Origin of the sequence: uncultured Ruegeria sp., assembly GCF_947489545.1 — a bacterium.
Classification (GTDB): Bacteria; Pseudomonadota; Alphaproteobacteria; order Rhodobacterales; family Rhodobacteraceae; genus Ruegeria.
Genome location: NZ_CANLDZ010000024.1, coordinates 10649 through 28138, shown reverse-complemented (window position 1 = coordinate 28138; position 17490 = coordinate 10649). Strand labels below are relative to the sequence as shown.

The window sequence follows — 17490 nt, the reverse complement described above, 5'->3', positions numbered from 1 at the left end:
GTGATGGAAGAATACACGATCCTTAGGCAGTTCGCGGACAGCTGGATGTTGCTTTTGTTGTTCGTCTTTTTCATTTGCATCGTCATTTGGGTTTTCCGCCCCGGTGCAAGCAAAGAATACAAGGACACCGCCAACATCCCGTTCCGGCACGCCGATGCGCCAGCGCCCCTGCGGGGCGACGATGAAGCTGCGCTCCGCACGTGCGACAAATCCGCCGAATCCAAGGAGGCGAGTAAATGAGCAAGACACCTGAAAAACAGCCGGGTGATCCGAACACCACTGGCCACACCTGGGACGGGATCGAGGAATTCGACAACCCAATGCCGCGCTGGTGGTTGTGGACCTTCTATGTCACCATCATCTGGGCCGTCATCTACACGATCATGTATCCTGCATGGCCTTTGGTGCAGTCGGCGACTGCAGGTGTTCTGGGTTGGTCCTCGCGTGAACTGGTGCAGCAGGAAATGGTCGCCTTTGAAGAGGCAAATGCGCCGTGGAATGCCAAGTTGGTCGAAACCCCATTGGAAGACATCGCCAGGGATGCAGAGCTGCAACAATACGCGGTGAACGCGGGCGGTGCCGTATTCCGCACATGGTGCGCACAGTGCCATGGTTCAGGCGCGCAAGGCGCGACGGGCTTTCCGAACCTGTTGGATGACGCTTGGCTTTGGGGCGGTACGCTGGATGACATCGTGACCACCGTGAGCTATGGCATCCGTAGCGAGGAAAGCGACGACACACGGTATTCCGAGATGCCCGCTTTTGGCGAGATACTAGAGCCGGAAGAGATCACTCAGGTGGTGCAATACGTGATGTCGCTGACAAATGCCCAAAGCGATGATGCGGCTGCACAGGCCGGCAAGGTGGTCTTTGAAGACAATTGTTCGGCCTGCCACGGAGAAGATGGCGCCGGTGATGTCATCCAGGGCGCACCGAACCTGACAGACGCGATCTGGCTTTATGGCGGCAGCGAAGAGGCATTGACCGAAACGGTCAAGTACAGCCGCTTCGGCATTATGCCGCCCTGGGATACCCGATTGACCGAGGCACAAATCCGCGCTGTGTCGGCTTATGTTCACCAATTGGGTGGCGGCCAGTAACGGATAAAGAATACCTCCGGGCGGTCCACCGCCCAGAGGTTAGGGCACCGGCTGTTCCATCTGTTCGCGCGTTTCCAGAACAGCCGGTGCTACTTTTTTAGACTACATCTCCGACCGGATCCGGTCCAGACGCGTGACGGACCCACCCTCAATGGCGTGGAGCTTTGCCGCCGCGGGTGTCTTCTTTCCACCAATGCGCGTCCGGCAGCCAACGTCTTTGGGAGGTGTCTTCGCGACGCGCGTGATTGTCATCCGGCTCAAGCATTCGGGTGGCGTTCATGAAAGTTCTGGCAAAGATCGAGAGCATCGGGTCTCTCCTCTGATTGTGTTGGAACAGTCTCAGGATTGATCTTCGGGCTAAAAAATGCGACTCAATTGCAATTCTTATATGTAAGAGGAAATTACATATGGATTGGCTCAACCTGCCGCCGCTGGCTTCGCTCAGAGCCTTTTCAGCCTTCGCCGAAAAGGGTGGGGTAGTGCCGGCCGGGGCTGCGCTAAATGTCAGCCATGCTGCAATAAGCCAACAATTGCGTGCCTTGGAGAAGCATATGGGTGTCGCCTTGTTGGACCGAACTGGAAAGTCGTTGTCGCTGACCACAGAAGGGCAGCAACTGGCACGTGCTTTGCAACTTGGGTTTGGTTCAATCGGTACCGCTGTCGAGGATTTGATACGGACGGGCCAGGAGCGTCCGGTCCATGTTTCACTGACCGCATCCTTTGCTGCGTTCTGGCTGATGCCGCGCCTGCCGGTTTTTCAAGCCGAAAATCCTGACGTGAATCTGGCGCTCGACCCGACCCCGCACCTTGTCACGCTAAGTCCCGGTGGGGTCGATGTTGCAATCCGATACGGTGTAGGCGGCTGGCCCGGAGTCGACGCCGAGATGTTGCTGGAAACGCCATTTGTCATTGTTGCTGCACCTAGTCTGCTGGCGGGCCAGACCTCATGGACGCCAAAAGATCTTGGCCAGCTACCATGGCTAGAAGAATTCGGAACAACTGAGGCGACGACATGGCTGGCCAAACGCGGCGTGGATCATGGGCCCAGCGCCGGAAGTATCTCTCTTCCGGGGAATTTGCTGCTGGAAGGGCTTCGCGCGGGCCAGGGCGTGACGGCGACCGTGCGACATTTCGTCGAGCACGACATCGCTGCGGGGCGACTGATCGAACTGTATGCCGAACCTGAAGGCAGCGGATATCACGTTTTAACCGGTAAAACGCCTGTCAGACCCGCTGTGAAGACATTTGTGAAATGGCTCAAACGTCAGGCGCAAGAAATGTGCTAAAAGATGTTTGTTCGATGCGCGTTTTGACCCATGTCAAAGTCTATCAACACATGATCTGGAAAAAGCGTCGTCAGAACATCCATTAGTGGAGCCAGCCAGTGAGCGAGTCCGACCCCGCACCCAGCCTGTACGCCCCTCGAGAGCCTATCTTTCCAAGGCGCGTATCCGGTCCGTTTCGCAATCTGAAATGGATCATACTTCTGGTCACGCTGGGCATCTATTATGTGACACCATGGATCAGATGGGATCGTGGCCCCAGCCTGCCAGATCAGGCGGTCCTTTTGGATTTGGCAAACCGCCGGTTTTACTTTTTCTGGATCGAGATCTGGCCGCACGAGTTCTATTTTGTGGCGGGGCTGCTGATCATGGCGGGCCTTGGCCTGTTCCTGTTCACCTCGGCCCTTGGTCGCGTGTGGTGCGGCTATGCCTGCCCACAGACCGTCTGGACAGATCTTTTCATTCTGGTCGAGCGCTGGATCGAAGGGGACCGGAATGCCCGGCTGCGATTGCAGCGGCAAGAGAAGATGGATCTCCGAAAAGCCCGGCTGCGGCTGACGAAATGGGTATCCTGGTTTCTGATTGGTCTGGCCACGGGCGGCGCCTGGGTCTTCTATTTCGCCGATGCCCCAACCTTGGCGCGGGATCTTGTGACAGGCAATGCGCACCCGGTGGCCTACACGACTATGCTGATCCTGACAGGAACGACCTTTTTCTTCGGCGGGTTCGCCCGCGAGCAGATTTGCATCTACGCCTGCCCCTGGCCGCGTATTCAGGCTGCAATGATGGATGAAGATACGCTTGTGGTCGGCTATCGCGAATGGCGGGGGGAGCCTCGTGGCAAAGGTAAGCGGACGACCGATTCAGAGCTAGGTGATTGCATCGATTGTATGGCCTGCGTGAATGTCTGCCCTGTGGGCATCGACATACGGGATGGTCAGCAGCTCGAATGCATCACATGTGCCCTATGTATCGACGCGTGCGACGACATGATGGCCAAGATTGGCAAACCCCGAGGTCTGATCGACTATATGGCGCTGAGTGACGAGACCCGCGAACGGTCCGGTGAGCCACCCAGACGTGTTTGGAAACACGTCTTCCGTCCCCGTACAGTCATGTACACGGCGCTTTGGTCTTTGGTGGGATTTGCGCTGATGTTTGCCTTGTTCATCCGCTCGGACATCGATCTGACCGTCGCACCGGTGCGAAACCCAACTTTCGTGACCCTTTCGGATGGCACGATCCGCAATACCTATGACGTTCGGCTGCGCAACAAACATGGCGAGGACCGGTTGTTCAAGCTGTCTCTGGCCGGCGATTCTGCCATGAAACTGGCAATCGAGGGCACAGAAATTGATACTGTGAACGTCACCGCGGATACTGCACAATTGACCCGCGTTTATATAGTCTCTTCCAAGGATACGGCACCTGCGAGAGCTGATACAACGCCGGTACGGATCTGGGTGGAAGATCTGAGCAGCGGAGAACGCGCCTACAAAGACACCACGTTCAATGGACGAGGAAACTGATCATGGCTGAACGAAAATTCACTGGAAAGCATGCTCTTGCGGTTTTTATCGCTGCGTTCACCGTGATCATAGGTGTGAACCTCGTGCTGGCTTACAGCGCGGTCAAAACCTTTCCGGGGCTTGAGGTTAAGAACTCTTACGTGGCCAGTCAGGAGTTCAACACGCGTCTGAAAGAGCATCAGGCGCTGGGCTGGGAAATTCGGGCTGAGGCCAAAGGTGGGCTTTTGATCCTGCATATCACCGACCAAAGTGGCGCACCGGTTCAGGTGGCCGAGCTTCAGGCTGTCGTCGGGCGTGCAACCCATGTGCGCGATGATTTCACGCCTGATTTTTCGTTCGACGGGACAGCTTATGCCACACCCGCCACATTGGGTGAAGGAAACTGGAACGTCCGATTGGTAGCGCGTGATCGCGACGGAGCAGAGTTTGCGCAGCGCGTTCCGTTTTATGTGAAAGGCTAGGGCTGTGACAGCGCATCTTTCTTCCGGTACAGCGGCTTGTCCGGGTTGCATTGCTGCCCCGTCAGAGCCTGCGCGCCCAATTCCGGAAGATGTGCAAATTGCCCTGTCTCTGCCGGGCATTCATTGTTCGGCCTGCATTGCGACAGTTGAGCGAGAATTGAATGCCCATCCCGGGGTTGAAGATGCGCGCGTGAATCTGACGCTTAAGCGCGCCATGATCAAAGCTATACCCGAGACCTCGGCCGCTGATCTGATCCCTGTGTTGGAACGCGTAGGGTTTGAGGCGCATGAATTGGACCCCGGCGCTTTGTCAGCCACGCAGACCAACAAGGCCGGGCGCGATTTATTGATGAGGTTGGCAGTTGCCGGGTTCGCCTCAATGAATGTGATGTTGCTGTCTGTCTCGGTCTGGTCTGGGGCAAGCGATGCAACGCGCGACATGTTCCATTGGATTTCGGCTGCGATTGCCTTGCCAGCGATTGCCTTTTCCGCGCAGCCATTCTTTGCCAACGCCTGGAGTGCGCTACGCGTCAGACGGCTGAATATGGATGTGCCAATTGTGCTGGCGATTCTGCTGGCGCTGGTCACATCGCTTTGGGAAACTGCGCTTAGTGGCGAGCATGCATATTTTGACGCTGCTTTGACCCTGACCTTCTTTTTGCTGGCCGGGCGCTATCTGGATTATCGCACACGGGCCGCAGCGCGATCTGCCGCTGAGGAGTTGACAGCGCTTGAGGTTCCCCGCGCCATTCGTGTCGTGGATGGGGTCGAAGAAGAAGTCGCCGTGGCCACGTTGAATTTGGGTGACCTGATCCTCGTACGCCCGGGGGGGCGGATGCCGGTCGATGGTCAAATCGTTTCTGGCCAGTCTGAATTGGATCGCTCATTATTGACCGGTGAAACACTGCCCGTGTTTGCTGAAACCGGCCACTCGGTCAGTGCGGGCGAGGTTAACCTGACAGGGCCGCTTACGATCCGCGCGACGGCGGTGGGTGAAGATACCTCATTGCACCGCATGGCCGATCTGGTTGCGATCGCTGAATCCGGTCGGTCGCGATACACATCGCTTGCGGATAAGGCTGCCAAGCTCTACGCGCCGGGTGTTCACATCCTGTCAGCGCTCAGCTTTGTGGGCTGGTTTATCTATTCCGGTGATCTGCGAACGGCGCTGAACATCGCCGCAGCGGTTCTGATAATCACCTGCCCTTGCGCTTTGGGGCTGGCAGTACCTGCGGTCACAACTGCTGCATCGGGCCGGTTGTTTCGCAAGGGAATGCTGATCAAACATGCGACGGCGCTCGAACGATTGTCCGAAGTGGACACAGTTGTTTTTGACAAGACAGGAACGCTCACGTCAGGGACGCCCGAGTTGACAAATCTGGACGCGCATTCCCGCGAGGATCTTGAAGTGGCTCTTGCTCTGGCCGAAGCCTCGGCACATCCGCTATCTGCAGCGTTGGCCAAAGCGGCCCGTGTGGCGGGTGTAAAACCCGCCGATCTGCGCGAGATTACCGAGATTCCCGGATACGGAACCGAAGGTGAATTGCATGGTCAGCGTGTACGCCTCGGGCGCGCCGCCTGGGTGGGTGGTGAACAAAGTGTGGCAACCACCGCCTGGTTGGTAATCGGCGACAACGCTCCGGTGGCCTTCGAATTTTCGGATGCGTTACGTCAAGGCGCGTTTGATGCGGTTCAGGCGTTTCTGTCCGCAGGCAAAGAGGTCATTCTGATCTCGGGCGACTCGCAAGGCGCGGTGAATGCAATGGCCGACAAGCTGCGGATCGAAACGTGGATGGCTGAAGCCTTACCACGGGATAAGGCGCAACGCATTCAGGAACTCGGCAATCAAGGCCACCGCGTGCTGATGGTGGGTGACGGCCTGAACGACACCGCTGCACTTGCCGCAGCTCATGTTTCAATCTCTCCGGCATCAGCGCTGGATGCAGCCCGTGTTGCATCAGATATCGTGCTGCTGGGTAACGATCTTTCACCGATTGCAGAGGTCTGCGACACTGCTGTCAAAGCCACTCGGCGCATTCGTGAGAATTTTCAAATAGCGACCGTCTATAACGTGATCGCCGTGCCGCTTGCGGTGGCTGGTCTGGCGACGCCCTTGATCGCAGCCTTGGCGATGTCGACCTCATCGATTACGGTGTCTTTGAACGCGCTGCGGCTGAGGTGATGTGAATGGACGTTCTCGCCTATCTGATCCCGATTTCATTGTTTCTGGGCGGAGTTGGTCTGGTTGCATTTGTCTATACCGTGCGTTCAAATCAGTACGAAGATCCCGAAGGCGATGCGCGCCGGATCTTGAACGACGAATGGGACGATAAACCCAAGCCCTGATCAGCGCAGGCCCAAAACCAGAGTTGATCCAACTGCCCTTGAAATTGCCGCAATGCCCGGCTATGTCCCGCCCATCCGCTAGCAGAGAGATAACGCCAAATGGCTACCACCAACCCGATCCAGTTCATTCAGCAAGTCCGTGCCGAAGTTGCAAAGGTCGTCTGGCCCACGCGGCGCGAGGTGCTGTTGACCACGGTCATGGTGTTCATCATGGCAGCTTTAACGGCTGTGTTCTTCGCGCTGGTTGATCTGGGTATTCGTGGTGGTCTGCAGCTGATCCTGACCTCCTTCGGATAAGGCGGATCTTTCGGGGCCAAAACGCTGCTGAAATTGCAATGCAATTGCCTCTGCCCTCTTGCACAGTGCGCGATGTCAGAGTAGGTGACGCGGTACCTTTTGGGATAGGCGTGCGGCGATTCGGACTGCGCGCCGCTTTTTATTCCGAACGACGCGGTGGCTCCGCGACAGGATTTTAATTCAGGCTGTGTCCGAAAATGTGATGCGGTCTAATGCAAACAAGGACGACAGGTTCATGGCGAAACGGTGGTACTCGGTCAGCGTTCTTTCGAATTTCGAAAAGAAGATCGCAGAGCAGATCCGCACGTCGGTGGCTGAACAGGGCCTTGAGGACGATATCGACGAAGTGCTGGTGCCCACCGAAGAGGTGATTGAAGTGCGCCGGGGCAAGAAAGTCACGACCGAACGCCGCTTCATGCCCGGCTATGTGTTGGTTCATATGGAAATGTCCGATCAGGGCTATCACCTGGTTAACTCGATCAACCGTGTCACCGGGTTTCTTGGCCCGCAAGGTCGCCCGATGCCGATGCGCGACGCCGAGGTCAACCAGATCCTCAATCGCGTTCAGGAAGGTGAAGACGCACCCAAGCTGATGATCACCTTCGAGGTTGGCGAGAAGGTCAAGGTCAACGACGGCCCGTTCGAGGATTTTGACGGCATGGTCGAAGGCGTGGACGACGACGCTCAGAAGCTGAAAGTTTCGGTCTCGATCTTTGGTCGGGAGACTCCTGTCGAGCTGGACTTCACGCAGGTCACTAAACAGAGCTAAGCAAGTTTCTCGCGAAATTTGAAACGCCGCGATGCGACAGGCAACGCGGCGTTTTTTGTTTGGGCCCTACAGCGGTCGATACCGTTTTGCGTATCGCCTCATTGGGCCTGGATCATAGCCGCGCGCAAGAGTTGCGGGCGGTCAGTCTGCGACGGCAAGAAGACAGCTTGCGATCCGGCGTCCAGCGCCGAAAGGCTCGAATCATACCATTGCATCGCAAGATCCCGGCGTTCCTGAACGCCGAAGCCTTCACGCAGGTGATGCCCAACCAGCTCTCCATAGGCGGGTTCACCCATTGCAACAAGCATCAGCGCAGAGCCAACCGCGGCATCCATGTTGTCTTGACGGTAGCCCATCGCCAGACAAACTTTGCTCGTTGCGGCAAGATCTTCGGGGCTAAGCCCGGAGTCCAGTGCAAGCTTGCGTATCTGGGTTTCAGCCTCTGTTTTTGAGCTGATGGACAGAGCGTCAACTTGTGGTGCCAACATCTCACCATAGGAGTCACATTGCGCGGCCACCTGATCCGGCGTCAGCCCCTGGATGTCCTGCATAAGATCTTCGCCACGCGCCATCGCGTAACTACGGGCAAGGCAGAACTGCTCGCTGAGAGCGAAATCAGGATCAGACATGTTCGACAAAGTCGTGTAGCCACCATTGGTCGAGGTTTGCAGCATTACCCCGCTGCAGCGATTGGCCAGCGACGGGCCCCCGGTACCGCCAGAAAACAGGCTCGGAAGGCTCGCGGTTGTTGTTTCAGCGGTGTTTGTCTCGGGCTCGGCTGCTTGGGGCTTGATAACCGGGATAGCTTGAGCCGGAGCCTGAGGCGCCGCTGCCAAAGAAGAACCTGTTTGAACTTGACGGCGGTACTCCATCAGAAGCGGTTGGCCCGAGAGTTGAGTGGCCGCCTGTCCGCCGCTCGTTGCCCAGTAATAGGCCTGCTGCAGGAAGTCATACTGATAAGGCTGAAAGTCATAGCCACTTACAGGATAACCCATTGATGCCTGGTAGCGTTCGATCGCTGTGCGGGTGCCGCGACCAACCTGACCATCGACCCGACCAGCATTGTAGCCGAAGTAATTGAGGGCCGTCTGAGTCTGCGCACCTTGCGTGGTCGAAGGTATACCTTGCCGGTAGGTACGGGTGGTTCTTGTTGTTGTCCGGGCCTGCTTCTTTTTCTGCTGGTCCCTGCCGATCGCGTAGCCTATGACGCCGCCAACGACAGCACCGCCCAGGATTTCACCAGCGTCAGCCCGCGCGGTCTGCGGGGCAGTCGCGGTAAGAGACAGCGCGACCCCTAGCGTTACAATGAAACGAATGATCATAATTAACCTCCACCAAAAAAATATCCAATCTCGCAAAGTATAGCACAGCCGCCAGTATTGTCGTGTTACGTGCGCGAAAATCCTGGTTGGGGACTGCATATCTAAATTTTTTACTGTATTAATGGTTTCTTAGCGGCGTTCACAAACACATGCGCAATGGTCCGCATTCCGTGAGCCGGTGACAATCCGCTCAGCGTTCGATTCGATGTTATCGGATTGGGTCGCCGACCACTTGCCAACCCCAACGATCCCCTGTAGACGCCGCCTCTATCGTCTTTGGGCGAGATTCTCTCGTGGGAGATTGCCGGGATCGCGATCCCGGATCGGACCGCGCAACATAAACCGGGTGGGACGCGTCCCATCTACGTTGAAAGGAAAACCAAATGGCCAAGAAGCTTGCTGGTACAATGAAACTGCAGGTTCCTGCAGGTCAGGCGAACCCGTCGCCGCCAGTTGGTCCGGCACTGGGTCAGCGCGGCATCAACATCATGGAATTCTGCAAGGCGTTCAACGCCAAGACCGCAGACATGGAGCAGGGCGCACCTTGCCCGACCGTGATCACCTATTATCAGGACAAGTCCTTCACCATGGACATCAAGACGCCGCCTGCGTCTTATTACCTGAAAAAAGCAGCTGGCCTGAAGCCGGTTGGCAAGCGTAACCGCCCTCGTGGCGCGGAAAACCCAGGTCGTGAGACCGTGGCATCCGTGACCTCGAAGCAGGTGCGTGAAATCGCCGAAGCCAAAATGAAAGATCTGAACGCCAACGACGTCGAAGGCGCAATGCAGATCATCCTGGGCTCGGCCCGCTCTATGGGCATCGAGGTGAAGTAAGATGGCAAAACTCGGTAAACGTACGCGCACTGCGCGCGAAGCATTCGCTGGCAAGGCAGATCTGTCGGTCGAAGAAGCGGTTGCACTGGTCAAAGCCCACGCAACTTCGAAGTTTGACGAAACCGTCGAGATTGCTCTGAACCTGGGCGTTGACACCCGTCACGCAGACCAGATGGTTCGCGGCGTTGTTGGCCTCCCCAATGGCACCGGCAAAACGATGCGCGTCGCTGTGTTCGCTCGCGGCCCCAAGGCTGACGAAGCAAAAGAAGCTGGCGCCGATATCGTTGGTGCAGAGGATCTGATGGAAACCGTTCAGGGTGGCACGATCGAATTCGATCGCTGCATCGCGACCCCGGACATGATGCCCGTTGTTGGCCGTCTGGGTAAAGTTCTGGGCCCCCGCAACCTGATGCCAAACCCTAAAGTTGGCACCGTAACCATGGACGTGAAAGCGGCCGTGGAAGCAGCCAAGGGTGGCGAGGTTCAGTTCAAAGCGGAAAAAGGTGGCGTTGTGCACGCCGGTGTTGGAAAAGCTTCGTTCGAGGAAGCCAAGCTGGTCGAAAACGTCCGCGCCTTTATCTCGGCCGTGGCCAAAGCCAAACCCGCAGGTGCCAAGGGCACCTACATGAAGAAAATCGCGCTGAGCTCGACCATGGGCCCTGGCGTGACTTTGGACGTGGCGACGGCTTCGGGCGAGTAAGCCCTAGCTTTTAGCTGTTACAGAATTAGGCCCGGGCGGCGTGAGCTGCCCGGGTTTTTCTTTTCAGGGGGTCTATCGAAACGCCTGCTTCAGTCGAATTCCCAGCCGTGTGCGCATGTGGTCCTCGAAATCACTGCACTTGTGGTCAGGTTGGCACAGGCGCAGCCAGTCCTTCAGCAGTCGTCCTCGGATACAGAAATCCAGAATTTCGATGTTGATCGGGTGGCGGTACAGCCGAAAGAACATCTCTTTGTTGCGTTTGAGGATGCCGCTGCGGTCCACATCGGCGCCAGCGCCGTCCCGAAAGATATCGGATTTCAGGAAATCGACGATGTCGTAAACTGCCAGTTTGTCGCGCGCTTCGGTGAAGTCCAGCCCGATCGTTTGGCCCTGTCCCACGATCAGATTGAGGCCGTGAAAATCGCCATGCGAAAAAACCCGAATATCTGAAACGCCCTTTAGACGTTCAGCTTCGGCGAGCATGGTGTTGACCATCCGCTGGCTTTCTTCTGCAAGCTCCAAAGGCAGGGATTGGAACAGATCCTGAACGCTGTCGGTCATCCATTTTGGTCGAAACGCGTAGTCCTCAGCTGGGCGAAATCTGTGCAGATCATTGAGCCATGATCCTGCGCGGCGAAAAACCTGCGCAACCTGATCGTCATCTTTGCTGTTGTAGATCAGGTCAACCGCCGTAGGCCGGTCGATGAATTCGGTGACGAAAAAGGCGCCTCCGGGCGAGATGTAAATGGGGTGCACAACCTGCGACGTCTTGTTGCCGTCAAAATGGGTGGAAAGCTTCGTCAGCAGATCAAATTCGTCGTTAAGCCGCCCAGAGGCAGGAGACTCGGTATCGATCTTCAACGCATAGGTTCGCGTACCCGACTGAACTTTTAGAACCATCCTGGAGTTTGGAAAGCCGTGAGACCTGTAGAAACACTCGAATCGTGGCGTGTCATCAGCCGGAAGCTGACGCGAAAACTCGCCCACGAATTTAGATGCTAAGGCCTGTTCGCTTTCAGTGAGGTTGAACATTTCGGTTGGAAACTACATATCCCGGATCAGACTACCAGTACCGCTCGACTGGACCTGAGCCGGTAACCAGTGTCAATGGGTCCAAACCAAGAGGTGTTTATGATGCGCGTGGGCCCTTGTTGGCGAAGCCCGGCTGAAAGACACGGTCGGGCCAATTTACCCCTTGGAAACCCCGTGCGTCTGCCCTAAAGAGAGCTGCGGAGTAAAGCGTGCGATTCGTCGTGCGCTTTATTTTGTTTCGTCCAAGACGGTGGGTGGGTCCATCTGGCCCCTTAATTCCCTGCCTGAGACGGGTAAGACCAAAGAATTTCGAGGGTCCCACCCTCGGGCGAATTTTGGCTCAATCCCGTAACAACGGACCTGAACGCCGGGGCGTAAGCCGCGGCAAATATGAGCCGGGGTGAGATTTCACCCCAAACTTGGAGAGAACTGTGGATAGAGCCCAGAAAGAGAAAGTGGTCGAGGAACTCGGCCAAATCTTCGAAAGCTCTGGCGTCGTAGTGGTTTCGCACTACGCCGGTCTGACAGTTGCCGAGATGCAGGACCTTCGCGCACGTGCTCGTGACGCCGGTGGCTCCGTGCGTGTTGCCAAGAACAGGCTCGCCAAAATCGCCCTCGATGGAAAGCCATGTGAAAGCATTGCTGACCTGCTGACGGGTATGACCGTTCTGACCTATTCCGAGGACCCTGTGGCAGCAGCCAAAGTGGCCGAGGACTTCGCCAAGGAGAACCAAAAGTTCGAAATCCTTGGCGGTGCAATGGGCGAGAACGCTCTGGACCGCAAAGGCGTTGAAGCCGTTTCGAAAATGCCGTCTCGCGAGGAGCTTATTGCTTCGATCGTTGGCTGTATTGGCGCACCTGCTTCGAACATCGCCGGCGCGATTGGCGCACCTGCAAGCAACATCGCAAGCATCCTTTCCACCATCGAAGAGAAGGCGGAAGCTGCGTAAGCGGTTGGCACTGAATGATCTGCGTAGGGCATATGTCCTGACGTTGGAACACACACTGTAAACGGAAAGAGCTGATACAATGGCTGATCTGAAAGCACTCGCAGAAAGCATCGTGGGTCTGACCCTGCTGGAAGCACAAGAACTGAAAACCATCCTCAAAGACGAATACGGCATCGAGCCCGCAGCTGGCGGCGCCGTAATGGTTGCAGCAGGCGGCGACGCCGGTGGCGCAGCCGAGGAAGAAAAAACCGAATTCGACGTCGTTCTGAAGAATGCCGGCGCTTCGAAAATCAACGTGATCAAAGAAGTTCGCGGCATCACCGGTCTTGGCCTGAAAGAAGCCAAAGAGCTGGTCGAAGCTGGCGGCAAGATCAAAGAAGCTGTGTCGAAAGACGAAGCCGAAGAGATCAAAGGCAAGCTGGAAGCAGCTGGCGCCGAGGTCGAACTGGCCTAAGTCAGTCTTTTGGTGTGTCGCTGATGCACCGGAAATTTGGCTGGATCCGGAGAAATCCGGGTCCAGCCGAACCTGTCTTAGAAAGGACCTCTGACACAGGAGGTGTTTTCTAAGACGCGGTTCGCGGATCGGGAGGCCACCATTCGGGACGGTGGCCACGAATTGATCCGGACGTGTCGTCTCTAATGTGCAAGGCGCCGGGGCCCGACGGTGTCTTAGCCCGCTGAGAACATCGAAAGGTGACATCTGACATGGCTCAATCGTTCCTTGGCCAGAAACGTCTTCGGAAATACTACGGCAAAATCCGCGAAGTGCTGGAGATGCCGAACCTCATTGAGGTCCAGAAATCTTCTTATGATCTATTCCTGCGCTCAGGCGATGCAGAGCAGCCCGCAGACGGCGAAGGCATCAAAGGCGTGTTCCAGTCGGTTTTCCCGATCAAAGATTTCAACGAAACCTCCGTTCTGGAGTTTGTGAAATACGATCTGGAAAAACCCAAATACGACGTCGAAGAGTGCATGCAGCGCGACATGACCTACAGCGCGCCGCTGAAGGTCACTCTGCGTCTGATCGTGTTTGATGTCGATGAAGATACCGGCGCCAAGTCGGTAAAAGATATCAAGGAACAGGACGTGTTCATGGGCGATATGCCCCTGATGACGCCAAACGGGACATTTGTTGTGAACGGCACTGAGCGAGTGATCGTATCCCAGATGCACCGTTCGCCCGGTGTGTTCTTCGATCATGACAAAGGCAAGACCCACTCCTCGGGTAAGCTTCTGTTTGCCTGCCGCATCATCCCGTATCGCGGCAGCTGGCTGGACTTTGAGTTTGACGCCAAAGACATCGTCTTCGCCCGTATCGACCGTCGCCGCAAATTGCCTGTGACAACCCTGCTTTATGCTCTGGGTCTGGATCAGGAAGCGATCATGGACGCCTATTACGATACGGTTTCCTACAAGTTGGACAAGAAGAAGGGCTGGGTCACGCCGTTCTTCCCCGATCGTGTACGTGGCACGCGCCCGACCTATGATCTGGTGGATGCGAAATCCGGTGAGGTGATTGCAGAAGCAGGCAAGAAAGTTACGCCGCGCGCTGTCAAGAAGCTGATCGAAGAGGGCACTGTCACCAACTTGCTGGTGCCGTTCGATCATATCGTCGGTAAATTTGTCGCCAAAGACATCATTAATGAAGAAACCGGCGCCATCTATGTCGAAGCCGGTGATGAGTTGACGCTGGAGTATGACAAAGACGGCGATCTGATCGGTGGTTCTGCGAAGGAACTGATCGATGCGGGCGTCACCGACATCCCGGTTCTGGATATCGATAATGTCAATGTCGGTCCCTACATGCGCAACACCATGGCCGCAGACAAGAACATGGGCCGTGACACCGCGCTGATGGACATCTATCGCGTCATGCGTCCGGGCGAGCCGCCCACTGTCGAAGCGGCCTCGGCCCTCTTCGAAACGCTGTTCTTCGACAGCGAGCGCTATGACCTGTCCGCCGTTGGCCGTGTAAAGATGAACATGCGTCTGGCTCTGGATGCGCCCGATACACTGCGCACCCTGCGCCGAGAAGACATCGTGGCCTGTATCAAGGCGCTGGTGGAACTGCGTGACGGAAAGGGTGACATCGACGATATCGACCACCTCGGCAACCGTCGTGTGCGTTCGGTCGGCGAACTGATGGAGAACCAGTACCGCGTTGGCCTGCTGCGCATGGAGCGCGCGATCAAGGAACGCATGTCGTCGGTCGAAATCGACACCGTCATGCCGCAAGACCTGATCAACGCGAAACCGGCTGCTGCTGCTGTTCGCGAATTCTTCGGCTCGTCGCAGCTGTCGCAGTTCATGGACCAGACTAACCCACTGTCCGAAGTCACCCACAAACGCCGCCTCTCGGCGCTTGGCCCCGGTGGTCTGACACGTGAGCGTGCAGGCTTTGAGGTGCGCGACGTACACCCGACCCACTATGGCCGGATGTGCCCGATTGAAACGCCCGAAGGTCCAAACATCGGTCTGATCAACTCGCTGGCCACCTTTGCCCGCGTGAACAAGTATGGCTTCATCGAAACACCCTATCGCGTCGTCAAAGACGCCGAGGTGACCGATGAGGTTCACTACATGTCCGCAACCGAGGAAATGCGTCACACCGTGGCGCAGGCGAACGCGACGCTGGATGCAGATGGCAAGTTCATCAACGATCTGGTTTCGACCCGTCAGTCCGGTGACTACACGCTCGCCCCGCGTGAGAATGTGGACCTGATCGACGTCAGCCCGAAACAGTTGGTATCGGTCGCCGCATCGCTGATCCCATTCCTTGAAAATGACGACGCCAACCGCGCCCTGATGGGCTCGAACATGCAACGTCAGGCGGTTCCGCTGTTGCGTGCCGAGGCACCGCTGGTCGGTACCGGGATCGAGGAAAAAGTTGCGATCGACTCGGGCGCTGCGATTCAGGCGAAACGCGCCGGTATCATTGACCAGGTCGATGCCCAGCGTATCGTTATCCGCGCCACCGAAGATCTGGAGCTGGGCGACGCTGGCGTTGACATCTATCGTCTGCGTAAGTTCCAGCGTTCGAACCAGAACACCTGCATTAACCAGCGCCCGCTGGTCAAAGTGGGTGATATGGTTGGCAAGGGCGAAGTAGTTGCCGACGGTCCGTCCACCGACATAGGTGAACTGGCCCTTGGTAAGAACGTGGTCGTCGCGTTCATGCCGTGGAACGGTTACAACTACGAAGACTCGATCCTGATCAGCGAACGTATCGCGCGTGATGACGTCTTTACCTCGGTCCATATCGAGGAGTTTGAAGTCGCTGCCCGTGACACCAAGCTGGGCCCGGAAGAGATCACCCGCGACATCCCGAACGTCGGTGAAGAAGCGCTGCGCAACCTCGACGAGGCTGGCATCGTATACATCGGTGCGGATGTTGAACCGGGCGATATTCTGGTGGGCAAGATCACTCCTAAGGGCGAAAGCCCGATGACCCCGGAAGAAAAGCTGCTGCGCGCCATCTTTGGTGAAAAAGCGTCTGACGTGCGCGATACCTCGTTGCGCGTGAAGCCGGGTGATTACGGTACGGTCGTGGAAGTCCGCGTCTTCAACCGTCACGGTGTGGAAAAAGACGAGCGTGCGCTGCAGATCGAGCGTGAGGAAGTCGAACGTCTGGCCCGTGACCGGGACGACGAGCTGGCGATCCTTGACCGCAACATCTATGCGCGTCTGCAAGGTCTGATCCTGGGTAAGACCGCTGTCAAAGGCCCGAAAGGCGTCAAGGCAGGATCGGTGATCACCGAGGAACTGCTGGACATGCTGACCCGTGGTCAGTGGTGGCAGCTGGCGTTGGAAGACGAGAAGGACGCCCAGATCGTAGAGGCTCTGAACGAGCAGTACGAAGTGCTCAAGCGCGCTCTGGATGCCCGTTTCGAAGACAAGGTAGAGAAAGTCCGTCGTGGTGACGACCTGCCGCCGGGTGTGATGAAGATGGTTAAAGTCTTCATCGCCGTGAAGCGTAAGCTGCAGCCGGGCGACAAGATGGCCGGTCGTCACGGAAACAAAGGTGTGATCTCCAAGGTTGTTCCGATGGAAGACATGCCGTTCCTGGCTGATGGTACTCCAGTTGACTTCTGTCTGAACCCACTGGGCGTGCCTTCGCGTATGAACGTTGGACAGATCCTTGAAACCCACATGGGTTGGGCCGCACGCGGTCTGGGTCTGAACATCGACGAAGCACTGGGTGAATACCGCCGTTCTGGCGACCTGACCCCGGTTCGCGAAGCGATGAAGCTGGCCTATGGCGAGAATGTCTATGAAGAAGGCATTGTCGGCATGGACGAAGGTCACCTGATCGAAGCTGCGGGCAATGTGACCCGCGGTGTCCCGATCGCGACCCCGGTCTTTGACGGCGCCAAAGAGGCTGACGTCAACGATGCGCTGGTGCGTGCGGGCTTCTCGGAAAGCGGTCAGTCGGTTCTGTTCGACGGTCGTACCGGTGAGCAATTCGCGCGTCCGGTCACCGTTGGCATCAAGTACCTGCTGAAACTGCACCACCTTGTGGATGACAAAATCCATGCGCGTTCGACCGGGCCGTACAGCCTGGTGACCCAGCAGCCGCTGGGTGGTAAGGCGCAGTTCGGTGGTCAGCGCTTTGGTGAGATGGAGGTCTGGGCTCTGGAAGCTTACGGCGCCGCCTACACCCTGCAGGAGATGCTCACCGTTAAATCGGATGACGTCGCCGGCCGGACCAAGGTCTATGAGTCTATCGTCAAGGGCGAGGATAACTTTGAAGCGGGCGTACCGGAATCGTTCAACGTTCTGGTTAAAGAAGTCCGTGGTCTCGGCCTGAATATGGAACTCCTGGATGCGGAGGTTGAGGAGTAAGGGCCTCGGCCCTTCCTCCCGTCCCC

17 protein-coding genes are annotated in these 17490 nt (G+C 56.9%); 14 read left to right on the top strand and 3 right to left on the bottom strand.

Annotation, left to right across the window (positions count from 1 at the left end):
* Window positions 1-3 precede the first annotated feature (3 nt).
* Together Q1B13_RS23190 and ccoP are read left to right on the top strand one after the other, a co-directional pair.
* The gene (locus Q1B13_RS23190) at window positions 4-240 is read left to right on the top strand and encodes a cbb3-type cytochrome c oxidase subunit 3 (RefSeq protein ID WP_299084719.1); all 237 of its coding nucleotides are present in this window, start codon (window positions 4-6) and stop codon (window positions 238-240) included.
* Window positions 237-1100, top strand: a complete 864-nt coding sequence (ccoP, locus tag Q1B13_RS23185) for a cytochrome-c oxidase, cbb3-type subunit III (RefSeq protein WP_299084716.1) — start codon at window positions 237-239, stop codon at window positions 1098-1100. Before Q1B13_RS23190 ends, ccoP begins: the two co-directional genes overlap by 4 nt.
* A 148-nt stretch (window positions 1101-1248) precedes the next feature.
* Here the strand turns inward: ccoP and Q1B13_RS23180 are convergent, their stop codons facing one another.
* Window positions 1249-1407 (bottom strand): hypothetical protein, encoded by a 159-nt coding sequence (locus Q1B13_RS23180; protein WP_299084713.1) that lies wholly within the window; start codon window positions 1405-1407, stop codon window positions 1249-1251.
* Between the two features lie 100 nt (window positions 1408-1507).
* Between Q1B13_RS23180 and Q1B13_RS23175 the strand changes: the two genes are divergently transcribed.
* The 7 genes from Q1B13_RS23175 (at window position 1508) to nusG (ending at window position 7785) form a co-directional block, all read left to right on the top strand.
* Entirely contained in the window at window positions 1508-2386 is an 879-nt protein-coding gene (locus Q1B13_RS23175; protein ID WP_299084710.1) for a LysR family transcriptional regulator, read from the top strand.
* Window positions 2387-2484: 98 nt separating this feature from the next.
* The gene (gene ccoG / locus Q1B13_RS23170; protein ID WP_299084707.1) at window positions 2485-3912 is read left to right on the top strand and encodes a cytochrome c oxidase accessory protein CcoG; all 1428 of its coding nucleotides are present in this window, start codon (window positions 2485-2487) and stop codon (window positions 3910-3912) included.
* Window positions 3913-3914: 2 nt separating this feature from the next.
* Window positions 3915-4373 (top strand): FixH family protein, encoded by a 459-nt coding sequence (locus Q1B13_RS23165; protein ID WP_298937805.1) that lies wholly within the window; start codon window positions 3915-3917, stop codon window positions 4371-4373.
* 4 nt (window positions 4374-4377) lie between these two features.
* Window positions 4378-6555, top strand: coding sequence for a heavy metal translocating P-type ATPase (locus Q1B13_RS23160; RefSeq protein WP_299084705.1), 2178 nt, complete (start codon window positions 4378-4380; stop codon window positions 6553-6555).
* Between the two features lie 5 nt (window positions 6556-6560).
* On the top strand, window positions 6561-6719 hold the full coding sequence (ccoS, locus tag Q1B13_RS23155; RefSeq protein ID WP_298937807.1) for a cbb3-type cytochrome oxidase assembly protein CcoS: 159 nt from the start codon (window positions 6561-6563) through the stop codon (window positions 6717-6719).
* Between the two features lie 99 nt (window positions 6720-6818).
* Window positions 6819-7016: a preprotein translocase subunit SecE gene (gene secE, locus Q1B13_RS23150; RefSeq protein WP_120633940.1), complete on the top strand. Its 198-nt coding sequence runs from the start codon at window positions 6819-6821 to the stop codon at window positions 7014-7016.
* A 235-nt stretch (window positions 7017-7251) separates the two neighbouring features.
* Window positions 7252-7785 carry a transcription termination/antitermination protein NusG gene (gene nusG / locus Q1B13_RS23145; protein WP_298937808.1) on the top strand — a complete coding sequence of 178 codons (534 nt, stop codon included), beginning with the start codon at window positions 7252-7254 and terminating at the stop codon, window positions 7783-7785.
* Window positions 7786-7883: 98 nt separating this feature from the next.
* Here the strand turns inward: nusG and Q1B13_RS23140 are convergent, their stop codons facing one another.
* Window positions 7884-9107 (bottom strand): peptidoglycan-binding domain-containing protein, encoded by a 1224-nt coding sequence (locus tag Q1B13_RS23140; RefSeq protein ID WP_299084702.1) that lies wholly within the window; start codon window positions 9105-9107, stop codon window positions 7884-7886.
* 383 nt (window positions 9108-9490) lie between these two features.
* On the opposite strand from Q1B13_RS23140, the gene rplK reads away from it, so the two are divergent.
* Both rplK and rplA read left to right on the top strand, forming a co-directional pair.
* Complete coding sequence (gene rplK, locus Q1B13_RS23135) at window positions 9491-9940, top strand: 50S ribosomal protein L11 (RefSeq protein WP_085823307.1); 450 nt, start codon at window positions 9491-9493, stop codon at window positions 9938-9940.
* 1 nt (window position 9941) lies between these two features.
* On the top strand, window positions 9942-10640 hold the full coding sequence (gene rplA, locus Q1B13_RS23130; RefSeq protein WP_299084699.1) for a 50S ribosomal protein L1: 699 nt from the start codon (window positions 9942-9944) through the stop codon (window positions 10638-10640).
* Between the two features lie 72 nt (window positions 10641-10712).
* Here the strand turns inward: rplA and Q1B13_RS23125 are convergent, their stop codons facing one another.
* The gene (locus Q1B13_RS23125) at window positions 10713-11540 is read right to left on the bottom strand and encodes an aminoglycoside phosphotransferase family protein (RefSeq protein WP_299084698.1); all 828 of its coding nucleotides are present in this window, start codon (window positions 11538-11540) and stop codon (window positions 10713-10715) included.
* Window positions 11541-12103: 563 nt separating this feature from the next.
* Here Q1B13_RS23125 and rplJ point away from each other — a divergent pair.
* From rplJ to rpoB, 3 genes are all read left to right on the top strand, one after another.
* Window positions 12104-12622 carry a 50S ribosomal protein L10 gene (rplJ, locus tag Q1B13_RS23120; RefSeq protein ID WP_298937812.1) on the top strand — a complete coding sequence of 173 codons (519 nt, stop codon included), beginning with the start codon at window positions 12104-12106 and terminating at the stop codon, window positions 12620-12622.
* Window positions 12623-12701: 79 nt separating this feature from the next.
* Window positions 12702-13076 carry a 50S ribosomal protein L7/L12 gene (gene rplL, locus Q1B13_RS23115; protein ID WP_170350962.1) on the top strand — a complete coding sequence of 125 codons (375 nt, stop codon included), beginning with the start codon at window positions 12702-12704 and terminating at the stop codon, window positions 13074-13076.
* A 251-nt stretch (window positions 13077-13327) separates the two neighbouring features.
* Window positions 13328-17464 (top strand): DNA-directed RNA polymerase subunit beta, encoded by a 4137-nt coding sequence (gene rpoB / locus Q1B13_RS23110; RefSeq protein WP_299084695.1) that lies wholly within the window; start codon window positions 13328-13330, stop codon window positions 17462-17464.
* Window positions 17465-17490 lie beyond the last annotated feature (26 nt).

Coding starts and splice junctions, on each gene's coding strand:
- Q1B13_RS23190 (WP_299084719.1), top strand. CDS start 4: ATGGAAGAATACACGATCCTTAGGCAGTTCGCGGACAGCTGGATGTTG.
- ccoP (WP_299084716.1), top strand. CDS start 237: ATGAGCAAGACACCTGAAAAACAGCCGGGTGATCCGAACACCACTGGC.
- Q1B13_RS23180 (WP_299084713.1), bottom strand. CDS start 1,407: ATGCTCTCGATCTTTGCCAGAACTTTCATGAACGCCACCCGAATGCTT.
- Q1B13_RS23175 (WP_299084710.1), top strand. CDS start 1,508: ATGGATTGGCTCAACCTGCCGCCGCTGGCTTCGCTCAGAGCCTTTTCA.
- Q1B13_RS23165 (WP_298937805.1), top strand. CDS start 3,915: ATGGCTGAACGAAAATTCACTGGAAAGCATGCTCTTGCGGTTTTTATC.
- ccoS (WP_298937807.1), top strand. CDS start 6,561: ATGGACGTTCTCGCCTATCTGATCCCGATTTCATTGTTTCTGGGCGGA.
- secE (WP_120633940.1), top strand. CDS start 6,819: ATGGCTACCACCAACCCGATCCAGTTCATTCAGCAAGTCCGTGCCGAA.
- nusG (WP_298937808.1), top strand. CDS start 7,252: ATGGCGAAACGGTGGTACTCGGTCAGCGTTCTTTCGAATTTCGAAAAG.
- Q1B13_RS23140 (WP_299084702.1), bottom strand. CDS start 9,107: ATGATCATTCGTTTCATTGTAACGCTAGGGGTCGCGCTGTCTCTTACC.
- rplK (WP_085823307.1), top strand. CDS start 9,491: ATGGCCAAGAAGCTTGCTGGTACAATGAAACTGCAGGTTCCTGCAGGT.
- rplA (WP_299084699.1), top strand. CDS start 9,942: ATGGCAAAACTCGGTAAACGTACGCGCACTGCGCGCGAAGCATTCGCT.
- Q1B13_RS23125 (WP_299084698.1), bottom strand. CDS start 11,540: ATGGTTCTAAAAGTTCAGTCGGGTACGCGAACCTATGCGTTGAAGATC.
- rplL (WP_170350962.1), top strand. CDS start 12,702: ATGGCTGATCTGAAAGCACTCGCAGAAAGCATCGTGGGTCTGACCCTG.
- rpoB (WP_299084695.1), top strand. CDS start 13,328: ATGGCTCAATCGTTCCTTGGCCAGAAACGTCTTCGGAAATACTACGGC.